We start from the raw sequence: 16,025 nt of genomic DNA, 5'->3' as shown, positions 1-16,025 counted from the left end.
TCATTTGATGCAGTTGAACCGGCCCTTGGCGACGGTCACACCGACCCTCGACGGCGACGTGCCGGCGGTACTGGCGACGCACGATGCCACCTTCACCACCGGCCAGATTCATCGCATCGTGAACAACATCTCAGAGGAAGGCATCCGGAAGGTCCTCACGGGCTGGTGGTTCAAGGGGTAGTCCTGGCCGACCGGGTGGGCAACGCCTCAACACCAAACATCTCGCAGCAGAGCCGATCCGGGCTCTAGCGAGGCTGACAAACACTTTTTTCACCCGACTCGAGCACCACTTTGAAGGCTGGCAGGAGCCGCCGGTGTACGCCGCAGTGTTCGGATCCGCGGCAACGGGCACCATGACGCCGCACGGCGACGTGGACGTCTTGCTCGTCCGCAACCACGACTCCTCCGACGCCGTCTGGTCGGACCAAGTTGGGAGCTTGCCACGACGGTTACCGGGTGGCACGGTAACGACGCGCGCGTCGTCGAGTACACCATCGACGAGCTACGCGCGGCGAGCGCCGAGCCGATGATCCGAGATGTGGTCGATCACGGGCTCACCGTGGCCGGGTCACGAGCCTGGCTGATTAGGCTGCTCCGAACCACGCCGAACGGGGCACGGTCACGATGACTGGGCGCACGAGGGAGAGTTCTGGCGCGCTTAAGGCGGGCCAGCTGAGCAAGGCGACAGAGTTTCATGATGCCGCGACGTTGATCGAAGACGATGCGCCAAATGCTGCGGTTGATTTTTTCGTCGATGCGCGTATCGCGGCTGCGGACGTCATATGCGGCACCAAGCTTGGCGAGTACGCGACCGGCGAGAACCACAATGAGGCGATCGCCCTGCTAGCGAAGGCTCAGCCCGATGTGGCCGGGCATCTACGCGCGCTTTTGAACCTGAAGTCCAAAGTCGCGTGTACGCACCAATCGGTATGTTCGGACGCCCGTAAGAAGGCGAGCCGCGCCGCCTCGCAACTGGTCGAGGCGGCGCGCCGCATCGCAAAGCCCGCGTCCGGGGAAGACGGATGACTCGGTCATGGGAGCAGGGTGGTCAGGTCGGCCGCCAGGCCAGCCAGGTTTGCGCCGCACACGGCGTCCACCACATCTGCGGCGACCGCGAACGGGAATTGGACCGTCGCCGCGCCGACCTCGTCGATGCCGTCTCGAATCGCGTTCACGATCGTCGCCGGGTCGCCGGTGAACAGGGACGTACCGATGTCGAAGGCGGCAAATTGCGGCGCCGTGATGAGGTTACGCACGTCGACGAATAGCTCGATCGGCAATGATGCCGGCGGGACGGGTATCCCGTCCCAACTGACCAACGTCCAGCCACCCTTGGGGTCGCCCTCCACCACGACACTGCCGGTGTTGGGCAGCGGGTGGGTGAGCATGAGTAAGGGGTCGGGGTTATTGACGTTCATCAGCGTCCCGATCTCGATCGTGAACGCGCTTGAGTACGAGACCACGGTGATCTTGCCGTCCGCTGCCGTCACCGGGTGCGCCATGGCGGTGTCATACATCGTCTGAACCGCGCCGTTGAAGGCCTGGTCGAAAACCACGCCGTTAAGGTCGCTGGAGCCCGGGTTCAGCATCGGCACGAGCGGGAATCCGACCGTCCACGCGATCGGGCCAACTAGATATAAGAGACCCGCGGGGCTTATCTGGGGAAAGTCTTCGAAAATGCCGGCATTGATCTCGTTGAGCCCCGGCAATGCCTGCGCGTTCATCCCCAGCAGGGCAGCCAACGGCGCGGCGGTCTGCTGCGTCCTGACCAACTGCGAGTCGAACAGCCCGGCATACGGCCCGTTCGGCGCGAGTGCGCCGGCGACGGCCTGTGCCTGTTGCTGGCCCAGCGCGGTGAGACTGGCTCCCGGTACTGCCGTGTCCATCAAGCCCGCCACGTTGGCGGTCGTCTGCCCGTGCCGCACGAAGTCGATGACGATCGACTGCTGGTTGCCGCCGCTGGGGTGGTCGAACCAGGCGGCGACGTTGATGGGGTCGCCGATGAACAATCCGCCGCGACCGCTCGGGGCGCCGGCCCCGCCGGGGCCGCCGTTGCCGAACAACAAGGCTTGGCCGCCCGCACCGGCTTGACCGCCGACACCGCCGCCACCGCCCATGCCGCCGTTGCCCATCAGCCAGCCGCCGGTGCCGCCCGTGCCGCCGGTCCCACCGGCGAACCCGGCGCCACCGGTACCGCCGTCGCCGATCAACCCGGCGTTTCCGCCCCTGCCGCCGGCCGTGGCGCTCACGCCCCCGGTGGGGGCATAGCCGGCCCCGCCGTCGCCGAACAGGAAACCGCCGGCACCGCCGGTGGGGCTCGCGGCCGTGCCGGCGGCTCCGTTGCCGATCAGATCACGCCCGAACAGCGCGTTGGTGGGCGCATTGATGATCGGGTCGAGCGCTGCCCCGAGCGGGCTGCTGATCCATGCTTGGCCAGCCGTGTGGACCGGTCCGTAGACGACCGTCTGGAACCCGTCGGAAACGGACGCGGCGAGACTGGCCAACGGATCGGGGCCGTTCAGCGGGGTCACCAACAGCGCCTGGGCAATCGCGGCCTCGGTACCCGCGTACGATGCGGCCGCCGCGCTCATGGTGCGCACGAACTGCTCGTGATACGTCGCCGCCTGCGCCGCCGCCGCCTGATACTCCTGGGCGTGCGCGCCAAACAGCGCCGCAATGGCCGCCGACACCTCGTCGGCGGCCGCCGCCGTCACCTCAGTCGTCGGGACGATTGCTGCCAGATTGCCGGCACTCACTGCCGAACCGATCCGCGCCAAATCCTTCGAGGCCGTCGCCAAGATGTCCGGCGCCACGAGCACAAATGACATCGACCACCCCTGGTGCTATCGCGTACCAGCCATGATGGGGCGCAACGCCGGAAAAGGTGCGCATATCGAAAAATTGGAACCAGCAGCTAAGTGCTCCCCCGGGCAGCCTTTCCGCGGCGGCGCCCACGAAGCGCTGGGCGTCGATTCGATTCCAGCTGGGATGCATCCCAACGACCTGGGCGACGACGTCGGTGCGAGCCTGTCCGGGCTCAGGTAAAACCAGACAACGTAGGCGGCCGTGTTGCGATAGGTCGGCTCGCGCAACCTCAGATGGTCGAAATCCCGTGCGACGACCGCGGAATGACGTCGCGCACCAGCGCCGAAGGCGCGCCGTCGGAGCTCGCGAAGGCGAGAAAGTGGGGCCCTACCCGATCAGCTTGGTGAGCCAGGTCGGATCCTGGTAGTTGACGGCGCTGTTGCCGTCCCACACGAACGGCGTGCCACCGGCGTTGAGCCCGGCCATCGTCGTGTCACCGTTTGCGGCCTTCGTCTTGGCGGTGACGACCTCGTCTCCCGACTTGATGCAGTTGATCACGCTGGCGTCGACGCCGACGGTCTTGGCCAGCTGGGCCAGCTCGCCGTCGGTGCGATCTTCCGGGGCACCCTCTTGCGGCTGGAAGTTGCTGGCGAACAGGCCGGAGTAGAAGTTGACGTATAACTTCGGGTCGTTTTGCGCTGCAACGCAATACGTGGCCGCCACCGCGCGGGTCGAGTAATTCCTGCTGTGCGACCTGTCGTCGAGGAAATTGAGCAGGTGATAGCGCACCGCGAGCTTCTTGTTGTTCACCGCGGTGTCGATATCGCCCGCATTCGACCTGATGAAACTGCCGCACGGCGGGCAGATGGGTTCGTTGAAGATGTCGATCGTTGTCGGAGCCGCCGAGCTGCCGACATACACGCCGTCATCGAGGACCCGGAGCACAACCGCATCCGCCGGCGGCGGTGGCGTCGTCGGCTTCGCCGGCGTCGACGATCGCCATGGGTGGGCCAGGGCGAGGATCAGCCCGCCCACGACGGCGACCACGACGAAGACGGCGACACCCACCCACAGCCACGGCTTGGACACGCCCATGGGCGGCGGCTGACCCCACGGCGGTACCCCGGTGCCAGCCGCGCCCCAGACGGGAGCGCCGGTCCATGGCGTCGGCTGGGGCACCGGTCCACCGGCAGCGACCGGTGACCCGGGAGCCGACGTCGCGGGCCATATTTGGCCGTGTGGCGGGGAAGGGGTCGCCATCGCGGGCGGCACCGACGCAAAACCGCCGGGCGGCTGGCCGGCAAGCGCGGCCGGCGGCTTCGCCACCTGGCTGCGCTGCAAGATGTCAGTGGCGCGATCCTGATCGGGCGTGGCCAGCGCCGCGTAGGCGGCCGCCGACAGATCACCGCAGGTGGCATAGCGGTCCGCGGGATCCTTGGCCATGCCGCGGGCGATCACGGCGTCGAAGGCGACCGGAATGCCCGGTCGCGCGGCGCTGGGCCGCGGGATCGCCGAGTTCAGGTGTGCGCCCATCACGCTGAACTGGTCGCCGCCATACGGCGGGGACCCGGTCAAGCACTCGTACAACACGCAGGCCAACGCGTAGATGTCGGCCCGATAGGTGACCTCGGCCTCGCTGAACCGCTCCGGCGCCATGTATTTGACGGTGCCCACCGTGGTGCCGAACTGTGTCAGCTTTTCGTCCGAGGTGGCGCTGGCGATCCCGAAATCGACGAGATAAGCGAAGTCATCGGCGCTGACCAAAATGTTCTCCGGCTTGACGTCGCGATGAAGCACCCCCGCGGCGTGCGCGGCGTCGAGCGCCGAGCCGATCTGGCGCACGATAGCCACCGCGCGGGGCGGGGACAGCGGCCCATACCGGCCGACCATGGCGGCCAGGTCTGTGCCGTCGATCAGGCGCATGTCCACGTAGAGCTGCCCGTCGATCTCGCCGAAGTCGTGGATCGGCACGACGTGTGGTTCCTGCAGCCGCCCCGCGGTGCGGGCCTCCCGCTGCATACGCGAACGGAACACCGGATCGTTGGAGAGCGTCTGCGACATCAGCTTCAGCGCGACGATCCGCTCGCGCACCGTGTCCTCGGCCTCGTAGACGTCGCCCATGCCGCCGCGTCCCACCAGCCGACGCAGCAGATACGGCCCGAACTTCGAACCCTCCCGCGACTCCGCGGTGTCACCCATCGCCGACTCCTCACCCCGCCAAGCGCGCCTGCGCCGTGGGCCAGGCATAAGGCTAATGGTTACGGCAATCGCGGGGCCGCCAGTCCCGCGAGCAGACGTGAAAGCCCCCGAAAACACCGTTTTTCGGGGGCTTTCACGTCTGCTCGCGGGAAACATGGCGGGCCAGGAAATCCAGCACCGCCCCGGCGAAGACGTCGTTGCGATCGCCGGCAACCATGTGGCCCGCGCCGCGGACATCGGTGAACTCGACCTGCGGGAACCGCGCGAGAAACTCGTCGGCGCGCTCCTGGCTGACCAGGTCACTCATCTGGCCCCGGACCAGGAGTATCGGCACGCCGCCACGCAGGATCGCGGCAACGGCCGCATGCATGCGATCGGGGTCGGTGACCTCGAACGGGGGAAACGCCGCGGTCCCGCTGATGAACTGCGGATCCCAGTGCCAGTACCACCGATCGCCGCGACGGCGCAGGTTGGTGGTCAGGCCATCGAGATCGGTGGGCCGGGGCCGATGCGGGTTGTACTCCGCGATCGCGTCGGCGACCTCTTCGAGCGAGTCGAAGCCCGATTCCACCCGGTCGGCCATGAAGGCGTGGATCCGATTCGCCCCGGATTGCTCCATGTTCGGCACGATGTCGACGAGGACGACCGCGCTAGCAATACCGGGGGAGAGCTCCCCCGCGAGCAGCATCGAGGTGAATCCGCCCAGGGAGGCGCCCACCAACACGGGACGCGGGGGGAGTTGGCGCAGCACCTCCCGGACGTCGCCGGCGAAGCTGACGACGCGATAGTCGCCGTCACTGGACCAGTCGGACTCTCCGTGGCCGCGCAGATCGATGGTGACGGCTTGAAAGCCACGCTTGGCGACGGCGGCGGCCGCCCGGCCCCACGAGCGGCGGGTCTGGCCGCCACCGTGCAAGAACACCACGGCACGGGATTGCGGATCGCCCAGACGGTCGGCGACGACGCGCACGCCGCCCGGCCCGAGCGTCGTGAACGGTTCGGGTGCCATCGGCATCAGAAAATCCTAGGACGCTCGCGATTCCGTCAGTGGGCGAGAGCGGCATGGACGCGGCGCTGCGGGACCCGAACGTCGCCGCCGGCCGGGTGAAACACGCCGAGGTGATAGGAGCTGTCGGCGTACTCCTTGGAACCCACCAGCCGCGACAGCGGCGTGTGCACCGACTCCCCGCTCGCCAGCCGGGCGGCGATCGCGTGCAGGTCGAACCGCGGACGCCATCCGAGGTCGCGCCGCGCCCGGGCGTTGACGTACACGCGGTCCAGGGTGTCGGGGAATCGCCACCCCAGCTCCTTCCACACCGCCGCGGCCAGCGGCACCCGGCGCGCGTACACCGATGCCGCGTCGGTGCGCAGCTCCGCCATGTCCTCGCGGGTGAACGGTGTGGTGGCAGATACGAGATAGCGCCCGAACCCGAGATGGGGCGCTCGCCGCGCCGCCTTCAGCTGCGCGTCGACGACGTCCTCGAGCGCGACCCGGCGGCACGCGTACTCGTTGGCCTTGATGTTGTCCTCGCTGCGCCCGTCGTAAAGGCCTGGCATATCGTCGCCCTCGACGAAAAATCGCGAGGCGCGCAGCACGACGCAGGCCAGGCTCGCGTTGCGATGCGCCAACTGGCAGAGGTCCTCGGCGCTGGCTTTGGTGACGCCGTAGATGTTCTTGGGAACGGGCGTGACCGACTCGTCGATCCACGCGGCGGGCTGCCCCGGCGGCGGAATGAGCGCGTCCCCGAAAACCGTTGTCGACGACGTCATCACGACGGCGCGCACGTTCGCGGCGACGGCGGCATCCAGGACGGTCTGGGTACCGACGACGTTGGTGTCGAGGAATGCCTGCGGGGGCAAGAAGGCTATCTGCGGCTTGTGGTGGGCGGCCATGTGGAAGACCACCTCGACACCGTCCATCACCTCACGCATCAGCTCTGGATCACTAACGGAACCAATGATATTCGTGTGAGGCGAGGGCCGGCTGTCGAGGCCGACGACGTCGGCGCCACCCAGGCGCAGGGTGCGCACCAGCGCCTCCCCGAGGTGACCGGAGCTGCCGGTTACCAGCGCGCGCATGCCGCCGTCGGCGGCGGCCGTCGCCGGGTGCGAGAACAGCGGCGTGGATCGCATGCCGGAGCGGGCCCTCATGGTGGCCAGGTGTGCTTCGGTGGTGCCGATGTCGAACAGCACGTGCGTCCCCTTTACTCGAACCCGTTGGTGTATGCCGTAAATGGTGTGCCCCCGCCATCCCCGGATCCTTGGCGAATTCTTGGAACAGCTCAGGACGGGGCCTTCAGGCCCGCATGCCGCCGACCACCCGATCGATGTCCTCAGGGGAAAGCCACGGCCCCGCGACATTTTTCGCGATCGCCCGGATCACGCGGGACACGGAAAGGCTGGCCTTTTCCGCCGCGGCGCGGATGCGATCGAGTTGCAACGAGTCGAGGCCGTGGAATCCGAACGCGATCTCCCACGGGTCGATGCCGTAGGACTCGGGGACCCGCCCCAGCATGTTCGACCGCGCCGCGTCGAGAATCCGATCCAGGTCTACGCCGGCCAGGTGGCCGCGCCGCTGCAGCGCGGCGATGAGACTCTCCGTCTGGCAGTTCCCCGCCCCGCGGCCGAAGCCCATCAGGGTTGCGTCCAGGAAATCGGCGCCCGCCTCGAACGCCTCCAGCGTGTTGGCGACGGCCATGCCGAGGTTGTTGTGCCCGTGGTAACCGACGGTGATGTCGCCGACGTCGCGGAGGGCCTCGACGTAGCGCCGGACGTCCTCGGGCAGGAAGGTTCCCGTCGTGTCGACCACGTAGACGATCCGAACCCCGAGCTCGCGGGCCTGCTTGGCGGCGCGGGCCAGCACATCCGGCTCGAACAGGTGGGACTTGACCAGCTGAATCGAAACCTCGAGCCCGCGGGACCGCGCGCGCTCGACGAAGGGCACCGCCTTCTCGAACTCGGTGGCGATCACACACATGCGGAGAAAGTCCAGATAGTCCGCGGCCACGTCCACCGACTCGATCGGCGCCAACGCCGGCACGATCACCGCGCCGAGCTTCGCTTTGCGAACTGTCGCGCGGGCGGCGCGGAAATACTCCTCGTCCGTCCGGGCCGCCCGGCCCTGCGCCGCGGTGGCGCCGATGGTGACGCCGTGTCCGATTTCGACGTAGGGAATGCCCGCCCCGTCGAGGTCCCCGATGATCTTGCGGAGGTCATCGTCGTCGTAGCCGAAGTTCACCGCGTAACTGCCGTCGCGGATGGTGGTGTCGAGGATGACCGGTTCTCTCGTGGTCGCGGTGGTGAGCATCTGTGTCCCCGTCTATCGAGTCGGTTGTTGCCTGCTATACGGTCCGGCCGCGCCCTTGCCGGATCCTTGGTGGATTCTTGGAGCGACCGGACAGGGCGCTACTTGCCCACGCCGATATCGGGTTTGTTGAATTCCGGGTCGATCGCGACATCCAGCACGCAGGGGCCGGTCGCGGCCAATGCCTTCGCCACCGAGGCGCGAAGCTCGGAGCGCTTGTCGACCCGGATCCCTTCCGCCCCAAGAGCGCGGGCCATCGCCGCCAGGTCGTTCGCACCGATGCGGGCGACCGTTGCCGGATCCATCCGCCCGGCGATCGGACCGGTGCTGGCGGTCATTTGGCCGTCGTTCAGGATGACCCAGGTCGCGCGGATCCCCTGCGCGACCGCGGTGGAAATCTCCGTGCCGTGCATCAGGAACGCGCCGTCGCCGGCGATGCAGACGACCCGCTCGTCGGGCCGGGCCAGGGCCACGCCGAGGGCGCCGGCGATGCCGCATCCCATGGGCGAAAAGTCAATGGTGGCAAAGAATCCGCCGGGCCGGCGCACCGGTATTCCTCGAAAGGCCCAATAGATGCAGGTCCCCACGTCCGCGCAGACGGTGGCGTCCGGTGCCAGCTTCGAGTCCAATTCGCGCATGACCTCCAGCGGATGGATGAATTCCCCTGGGGTTTCCGGGATCCCGGACGACACGGCGGGCGCCGCCGGCGGCAGGGCGGCGCGCCGGGACGGCCGCGGCGGGCGCCCGGAGCGCAGGGACTCCACGAACGCACGGCCGGACATGGTGATCCCCAGCGACGTGGCGACGAATCGGCCGAACGCCGACGGGTCGGGATCCACGTGGACGACGTCGGCTCTCAGTCCGCCCCATCGGGGTGAAAACGAGCGGGTGACCAGGCCGTCGAACGCGACACCGACCGCGATCAGCAGGTCGCACGGCGCATCGAAGAGGTACTCCTCGGCCCTGCCGTCGCCAAACAGGCCAAGCACGCCGAGGGACAGCGGATGCGTTTCCGGGACGATCCCCCGCCCGTTCGGCGTCGTCGCAAACGGAAGTCCCGCACGTTCGCAAAACGCGACGATCTCCTCGTGGATGCCGTCCAACCGGCAGCCATTGCCCAGCAGCAGCATGGGGGCAACGGATCGGTCCACCCGGCCGATCACCTCTGCGGCGATCTCGGGGCCGCGCGGCGCGAGGATTCCCCCGGCCCCGGGGCCGGCCATCGACGTCGGAAGCTGGTGGGCCGGCAACGCCTCGTCCACCAGGTCGCGCGGCAGGGCGATGTGCACCGGTCCGCGGGGGACGCCTGCCAAGGCGCGGAACGCACGGTCGATCTTGGTCCGCGCGTTGGCGACCGATTCGATCGACACCGAACAACGGCACAAGCGGCGGAACGTCGCGCCCAGACCGAGCCCGTCTTGGCTCGTATCCTGCTGCGAATGCAGGCCGAATTCGCCGACGGACACCTCCCCCGTCAGGACGAGCATCGGGACGTGATTGACCGACGCGTTCGCCACGGCGCTGATCACATTGGTCGCCCCGGGTCCCGCCGCGAAGACGGCCGCCGGCCTGCCGCACGCGCGGGCGAACCCGTCGGCGAGGTAGCCGGCGCCGCCCTCGTGCCGTGCCAGCACGATCCGGAATCCGGGGTCCTGGGACACGCGCACCAGCAGCGAGTCCAGCCGGGTCGTCGGCAGTCCGCAAAGGACGGAGATGCCCGCCTCGCGCATCCTGGTGACGAGATGGTCTCCAAGGGTGGTCACGGCGCCACCCGCCGATCACGTTGCGGCACGTACGCCGGACCGCAGGCGCACAAGAACGCCAAGGGATCTGGGCCGAGGTTGCGGATTTTCTGCGGGACACCGGCCGGTATCCAGACCGTGTCGCCGGGCCCGACCTCCCGGGACTCGTCCCCCACCGAGAGAAGCCCGCGTCCCGACAGAACGAAGTAAATCTCGTCGGTGTCTTCCAAGCGATGCCATACGGTCTCCGCACCGGCCGCCACGGTCGCATGGGCCAGGCTGACCGAGGCGATGCCCACATTCGTCCGGTCCACCAGGAGCCGGATCTCGGACAGGTCCGCCGCCAGGAACGGCTCAGCATCCCTGGCGTTGCTTACGAACATACGCGTGCCCTTCTCCGATTTGCGGCCTTCGTGGCGGGATGTGGGAAAGGGTCCGTCCACGCCCTTGCCGGATTCTTGACGGATCCTTGGAGCGGCGGTCGCGCTGGTCGCGGTGACGGTGGCGGACCGCGATGTCGGCGGATAGATTGACACGATGCGCCGCCGGGCGAGTCGGCTGCCGCGCGAGCCACAGGTTGAAGCCAGCACAGAGGCCGCGGCCGAATCGCGGCCGGGCAGCGCCTATCCCGCAAGTCGGGACTCCCGGCTGGTGCTGACCGCCGTGACGTGTGTGCTGCTGCCAGTGATGGTCACCATGGACACCACGGTCGTCAACGTGGCGCAGCGGACCTTCATCGCCGACTTCTCTACGACGCAGGCGGTCGTCGCGTGGACACAGACGGCCTACACGTTGTCGCTGGCGGCGGTGATCCCGCTCACCGGCTGGGCCGCCAATCGGTCGGGGACCAAGCGGCTCGTTCTGGGTTCGGTGCTGCTGTTCTCGTTGGGATCGTTGCTGTGCGCACTGGCGTCGAATATTGCGCTGCTGGTGGCATTTCGGGCATTGCAAGGCCTTGGCGGCGGAATGCTCACGCCGCTGCAGCTGATCATCCTGGCTCGCGCCGCCGGTCCGCAACGATTGGGCCGGGTGCTGACCCTCAGCATGGTCCCCATTCTCATGGCCCCGATGTGTGGACCCATACTGGGCGGCTGGTTGATCGACTCGTTCGGCTGGCAATGGATCTTCCTGATCAACATCCCAATCGGACTGCTCACCATGGTGTTGGCGGGATTCGTTCTCCCCCAAGATGTTCCATTGCCTACGGAGTCGTTGGACGTCATCAGCATGCTCCTGCTGTCGCCCGGGCTGGTGCTGTTGCTCTATGGCGTGTCACTGCTACCGGCACGCGGCACGATCGCCGACCCGTTTGTCTGGGTTCCAGTGGCCGCCGGTACGGTTCTGATCGGCGCCTTCGTAATCCATGCCCTGCGTTGGACCGATCGTGCGCTAATCGACTTGCATCTGCTCGAGCATCGGGCGGTCGCGGCGGCCAACGCGACCAGATTCCTGTTCGCCGTGGCCTTTTTCGGCAGCCTCCTGTTGTTTCCCGCGTACTTTCAGCAGGTGCTCGGCAAGACGCCGTTGGAGTCTGGGCTGTTTCTGGTTCCGCAAACCGCAAGCGCCGCTGTGGCTATCCCGATTGTGGGACGGCTGATGGAAAGGCGGGGACCGCGCCGCGCCGCGCTGATCGGGACGGCGTTGACCGCCATGGGCCTGGCCGTGTTTGTCTACGGCATGAGTCGAGAGCACGTCGACCTCTTGGTGCTGTTGGCCGGGCTGGCGATGTTCGGCGTCGGCACCGGCGGCTTGATGACTCCGGTCACCTGGGCGGCAATACACACGCTCGATTCAAGCGAAGTCGCGCACGGCTCAACGTTATTCAATGTCAACCACAACACTGCCGCGTCCGTCGGCGCCGCGCTGATGTCGGTGATAGTCACCAGCCGATTCAATGCCAATGCCACCATCACCGCGGCAAAACGAGCGGATTCGATCCGGGAGGAGGCGGCGTCACGGGCCTACGCCGGGGTTTTCGTGGTGTCCATGATCGTGGTCGCGGCGACGGCGATCCCCGCGTGGTTCCTGCCGAACCGGGCCGCGCCACCAGCCGCGGGTCGAGCGTGGCAAGGTAGGCCGAGGGCCCACCCGCGTGGCGGACCCCGCTAAATCGAGGGGGCGCCATGGCATTCGACACGCCTTCACCCGTGACGGAGTTGACGCAGGAGCTCCGGCTCGCCACGACCATGACCGGCGGTGTCAGCCTCGCGATCTGGATGGCCGGGGTCACGCGGGAGATCAACCTGCTCGCGCAGGCGTCGCAGTGGCGCAGGGTGGGCGGAACGTTCCCGGGCCGCAGCCAACTCAGCAAGGTATCGGTCGCGTCCCTGCGGCTCTACGCCCAACTCATCGACCTGCTCGACGTGGTCGTGGACGTCGACGTCTTGTCCGGCACCAGCGCGGGCGGCATCAACGCGGCCCTGCTCGCGTCCTCCCGGGTCACCGGGTCTGACCTCGGCGGGTTGCGTGACCTCTGGCTGGACCTCGGCGCCCTGACCGACCTGCTGCGAGACCCGGCGGACAAGAGCACGCCGTCCCTGCTCTACGGCGACGAGCGCATGTTCGCCGCGCTGGCGCAGCAGCTTCCCAAACTCTCGACCGGGCCGTTTCCGCCCGCGGCGTTTCCGGGCGGTGCGCGCACCCCATCCACGACGCTGTACATCACGACGACTCTGCTGAACGGAGAGACAAGCAGGTTCACCGACTCGTTCGGCACGCTGGTGCAGGACGTCGAGCGGCGCGGCCTGTTCACGTTCACCGAGAATGACCTCGCCAAGAAGGGCACCGCCGGTGCGTTGGCCTTGGCCGCACGCAGTTCCGCGTCGTTTCCCCTGGCGTTCGAGCCTGCCTTCGTGCCGTTCGCGAAGGGAACCGCAAGAAAGGGGGGCGTGCCGGCTCGGCCCCCAATGGCGCCCTTTGCCAACATCACTCGGCCACACTGGGTCGCCGACGGCGGCCTGCTCGACAACCGGCCGATCGACGTGCTGCTCAAGCGCATCTTCGATCGTCGGGCCCGTCGGCCGGTTCGCCGGGTGCTGCTGTTCGTCGTGCCGTCCTCCGGGCCCGAACCCGACCTGGTGCAAGAGGTCCCGCTGGACGACGCCGACGAGCCGCTCGGACTTCTCGACGCGCTTCTCAAAGACCTCTCCGCGATCACGACCCAGTCGATCGCGACCGACCTGCGCGCAATCCGGACCCATCAGGACCGCATGGAAGCGCGTACCGATACCAAACTGCGGCTCGCCGAGCTGGCGGCCGCGCTGCCCGACGGCGCGCGGTTGCTCACCACGTCCCTGCTGTCGGATTACCGGACCCGCGAGGCGACCAAACAGGCTCAAGCCCTCACCGGCGCGCTGCTGCGCCAGCTCAGCACCTGGCCGCCGGCGTCCGGCCCGGCAACCGAAAGCATCCCCGCCAACTGGGAGTCCGAGCTGGCCGTGGGCGGCGACGCCGAGAAGGTGTGCCGGCGGCAGATCACCGAATCGATCCTGCGTCGTTGGTCGCAACCGCCCGACCGGGCGCTGCCCGACGGGCCGGCCGACTTTGCTCGGTATGGCCAGCCCGCGTACGACCTCGCAAAGGGATGTGCGCTCGCCGTCGCCCAGGCGGGATACCAGCTCGCGAAGTCCGACGCCGATATCGCCGCCCTGGCCGAGCTCACCAAAGAAATCCACCAGGCCTGCGAACCGCCCGCACCAGAGGATCTCGGCGAGCTCGTTCGCACGGTGTGCACCAATTCGGTTGTCCGCCAACGGTCGCTGGCGAACGCCGCCGCCATGCTCGCTGCGGACTATCTCCAACAGGCCGAGGCGCCCGAGCAAGCCTGGGACAGGCTTGGCGGCGCCCTGGTGAACGGCTTCGGCACCTTGACGCGACTTGCCGCCGGCGCAGCACCGGCGCCCGGCGCCCAGCGGGATCCGCTGCTTGCGCAGGATCGGGCCGCGGCCGTCCAGCTGGCGACCTATCTCGACTACCTGGGGCCCGGGGACCACCCACAGGCCGTGGCGACGAAGCTGTTCGACCTGGCCACGGCGCAGCGCGCGATGCTTCCCGCCGAGGCCGACATCGAGCAGTCCCTCGAGCTCGTGCAGGTGAGCGCCGATACGCGCAGCCTGCTCTCCCCCGACTGGCGGACGGCCCAGCAGAAGCTCACCGGCATGCAGTTCCACCATTTCGGTGCGTTCTACAAGCGGTCATGGCGAGCCAACGACTGGATGTGGGGCCGGCTCGACGGGGCGGGTTGGCTCGTCCACGTGCTGCTGGACCCGCGTCGGGTGCGGTGGATCGTCGCGACGCGCGCGGACAAGCGCGGCACCGACGAGCCCGGGAGCGGGGCCCAATGGTTCCTTGACAAGCTCAAAGCGCTTGGGGCGCCTGACTTTCCGAGTTCCGGCTTCCCAGTGTCGGCCGCCGGCGGCGAGTCGGTCCAGTACCTGACCGAGGACATGCTGCTCGACGAGCTCGGCTTCCTGGACGACCCGGCCAAGCCGATGCCGCCCAGCATTCCGCGGACGTCGCTGTGGTTGGCGCAGGCCTGGCAGCAGCTGGTCCTCGACGAGGAATTGGACGGGCTGGCCGACACGGTGATCAACCCGCAGCCGGGGAAAAGGCCGGACTGGAGCCCGGCTAGCTCGCTCACATGGGCCAGGAAGGTGCTGGCCGCAAGCCCGGGTGAGGCCAAATACGGCCTGCTGAACGAGAATCCGGTCGCGCGCGAGACGTTCGTCAGCGACAGGGGTTCGCCGCTGATGGCGCATACCATCACCAAGGCCGCCGCGACGGCATCCGGAGCGGCCGGTTCGGTTCGCGAGCTGCCCGGCGTCATCAAGCCGCCGCTGATGACCTTGCGGACCCTGGCGCTGGGCGGATATCGAGTGGTGTCCTTGACCAAGGGCATCGCCAGGTTCACCATCATCGCCGGCGCCGTGCTGCTCGTTCTGGGCGCGGCCGCCGCGATGGGATCGGCGACATCGTTCGGAGCCGGGGGCCTGATCGTGGCCGCGGTCGGTGGTTATCTCATCGTCTTGGGAACCTGGCAACTTTCGAGCCGGCTGCTTTTCGCGCTGCTGTCGACGACCCTTGTCGCGGCGGCGCTTTCGCTGGCAGCGCCCGTGGTGCGCGCATCGCTGTTCGGCACCGAGAAGGACCCCGGCCTGGTCGGCACGCACGCCTACTGGCTGGGCGCGCAGTGGTGGCACCCCCTGATCGTGGTCGCGGCGATCGCCCTAGCCGTCGCCCTGATCGCGGCCGCCAGGCCGCGGCGTAAGTGACAACGCCTCGGCGGCCTCGCCGAGAAGACGCATAAGCCCCGGCACGCACGGCGTGGCGGGGGCTTATGCGTCTTCTCGGCGAAAATGGTTAGCGACAGATTTGCGTCGCGTACCTCATCGTGACGATGGACGGCGTGTTGAACTGAGTCGCCAACGTGAGCTTGGGAACAACCGACTGATCGTTGACCCCCAATCGCTTGAGATCGAGGTAGATCTCCATGGTGTCAGCCGCGGTCCTGCGGGCGTGCGTGTCCCTGTCCGACCGCATGTTCGCCTCGGCGGCATTGCCCGCCGCGACGCTTCTGATGGCAAGCTCGTCGGTGTCCTGCTGCGGGCCCAGTTCAGCGAACGTCTTGCCGTTGTTGGCGATGCTGTAGTTCAGTTGATAGCCGACGAAGCCAGACGTGGGCGAGCCCGTTGGTGACGGCGGCAGCGGTCCGGCGAATCGCACCAAAAGTCGCAAGACGCTGTCTCGGGGATGCGACACGGCGACCGAGGACACGGTGATGTTCGCGGGCGGCTTGGGCCCGTCCTGCATCCGGCAGCTCAGTCGACTCGGCAGCCGCGCCCAGTCGTCTCGCACCGGCCCGCTGAAGCCATACAACCCGATGGCGATCAGCGTAAGCACCAACGCGATACCCACGGCAAGCCCTAGAGCCACCGGCATCCTCGACCAGAGCCGCCGGACAGCGGCGAACCGCGATC

11 protein-coding genes and 1 pseudogene are annotated in these 16,025 nt (G+C 67.9%); 4 read left to right on the top strand and 8 right to left on the bottom strand.

Annotated elements, in window-relative coordinates; genetic code table 11:
- The first annotated feature begins 7 nt into the window (after positions 1-7).
- A pseudogene (locus G6N24_RS00330) lies at positions 8-628 on the top strand (nucleotidyltransferase domain-containing protein).
- The gene (locus G6N24_RS00325; protein WP_085162132.1) at positions 625-1,026 is read left to right on the top strand and encodes a hypothetical protein; all 402 of its coding nucleotides are present in this window, start codon (positions 625-627) and stop codon (positions 1,024-1,026) included. Before G6N24_RS00330 ends, G6N24_RS00325 begins: the two are co-directional and overlap by 4 nt.
- Positions 1,027-1,031: 5 nt before the next feature.
- Here the strand turns inward: G6N24_RS00325 and G6N24_RS00320 are convergent, their stop codons facing one another.
- From G6N24_RS00320 to G6N24_RS00290, 7 genes are all read right to left on the bottom strand, one after another.
- Positions 1,032-2,828 (bottom strand): PE domain-containing protein, encoded by a 1,797-nt coding sequence (locus G6N24_RS00320; protein ID WP_085162133.1) that lies wholly within the window; start codon positions 2,826-2,828, stop codon positions 1,032-1,034.
- A gap of 364 nt (positions 2,829-3,192) precedes the next feature.
- Entirely contained in the window at positions 3,193-5,004 is a 1,812-nt protein-coding gene (locus tag G6N24_RS00315) for a serine/threonine protein kinase PknE (RefSeq protein ID WP_085162135.1), read from the bottom strand.
- A 133-nt stretch (positions 5,005-5,137) separates the two neighbouring features.
- Positions 5,138-6,013, bottom strand: coding sequence for an alpha/beta fold hydrolase (locus tag G6N24_RS00310; RefSeq protein ID WP_179963484.1), 876 nt, complete (start codon positions 6,011-6,013; stop codon positions 5,138-5,140).
- Between the two features lie 35 nt (positions 6,014-6,048).
- Positions 6,049-7,083 carry an NAD-dependent epimerase/dehydratase family protein gene (locus tag G6N24_RS00305; protein WP_179963483.1) on the bottom strand — a complete coding sequence of 345 codons (1,035 nt, stop codon included), beginning with the start codon at positions 7,081-7,083 and terminating at the stop codon, positions 6,049-6,051.
- 217 nt (positions 7,084-7,300) lie between these two features.
- A complete protein-coding gene (locus G6N24_RS00300) occupies positions 7,301-8,311 on the bottom strand; it encodes a 4-hyroxy-2-oxovalerate aldolase (RefSeq protein ID WP_085162136.1) in 1,011 nt (336 codons plus the stop codon).
- A 98-nt stretch (positions 8,312-8,409) separates the two neighbouring features.
- Positions 8,410-10,038 carry a thiamine pyrophosphate-binding protein gene (locus G6N24_RS00295; protein WP_085162164.1) on the bottom strand — a complete coding sequence of 543 codons (1,629 nt, stop codon included), beginning with the start codon at positions 10,036-10,038 and terminating at the stop codon, positions 8,410-8,412.
- Positions 10,039-10,067: 29 nt separating this feature from the next.
- Complete coding sequence (locus G6N24_RS00290; RefSeq protein WP_085162165.1) at positions 10,068-10,433, bottom strand: cupin domain-containing protein; 366 nt, start codon at positions 10,431-10,433, stop codon at positions 10,068-10,070.
- A gap of 154 nt (positions 10,434-10,587) precedes the next feature.
- Here G6N24_RS00290 and G6N24_RS00285 point away from each other — a divergent pair, with 154 nt between their 5' ends.
- Positions 10,588-12,159 carry a DHA2 family efflux MFS transporter permease subunit gene (locus tag G6N24_RS00285; RefSeq protein ID WP_085162137.1) on the top strand — a complete coding sequence of 524 codons (1,572 nt, stop codon included), beginning with the start codon at positions 10,588-10,590 and terminating at the stop codon, positions 12,157-12,159.
- 14 nt (positions 12,160-12,173) lie between these two features.
- The gene (locus G6N24_RS00280) at positions 12,174-15,320 is read left to right on the top strand and encodes a patatin-like protein (RefSeq protein ID WP_085162138.1); all 3,147 of its coding nucleotides are present in this window, start codon (positions 12,174-12,176) and stop codon (positions 15,318-15,320) included.
- 88 nt (positions 15,321-15,408) lie between these two features.
- Here G6N24_RS00280 and G6N24_RS00275 read toward each other — a convergent pair whose 3' ends face one another.
- Positions 15,409-15,963 (bottom strand): DUF2510 domain-containing protein, encoded by a 555-nt coding sequence (locus tag G6N24_RS00275; protein WP_232070861.1) that lies wholly within the window; start codon positions 15,961-15,963, stop codon positions 15,409-15,411.
- Positions 15,964-16,025: the final 62 nt, after the last annotated feature.

This window comes from Mycobacterium lacus (assembly GCF_010731535.1).
In the GTDB taxonomy this organism is placed as follows: domain Bacteria; phylum Actinomycetota; class Actinomycetes; order Mycobacteriales; family Mycobacteriaceae; genus Mycobacterium; species Mycobacterium lacus.
The sequence above is the reverse complement of the archived record's forward strand: the minus strand, read 5'-3'. Positions and strand labels throughout refer to the sequence as shown.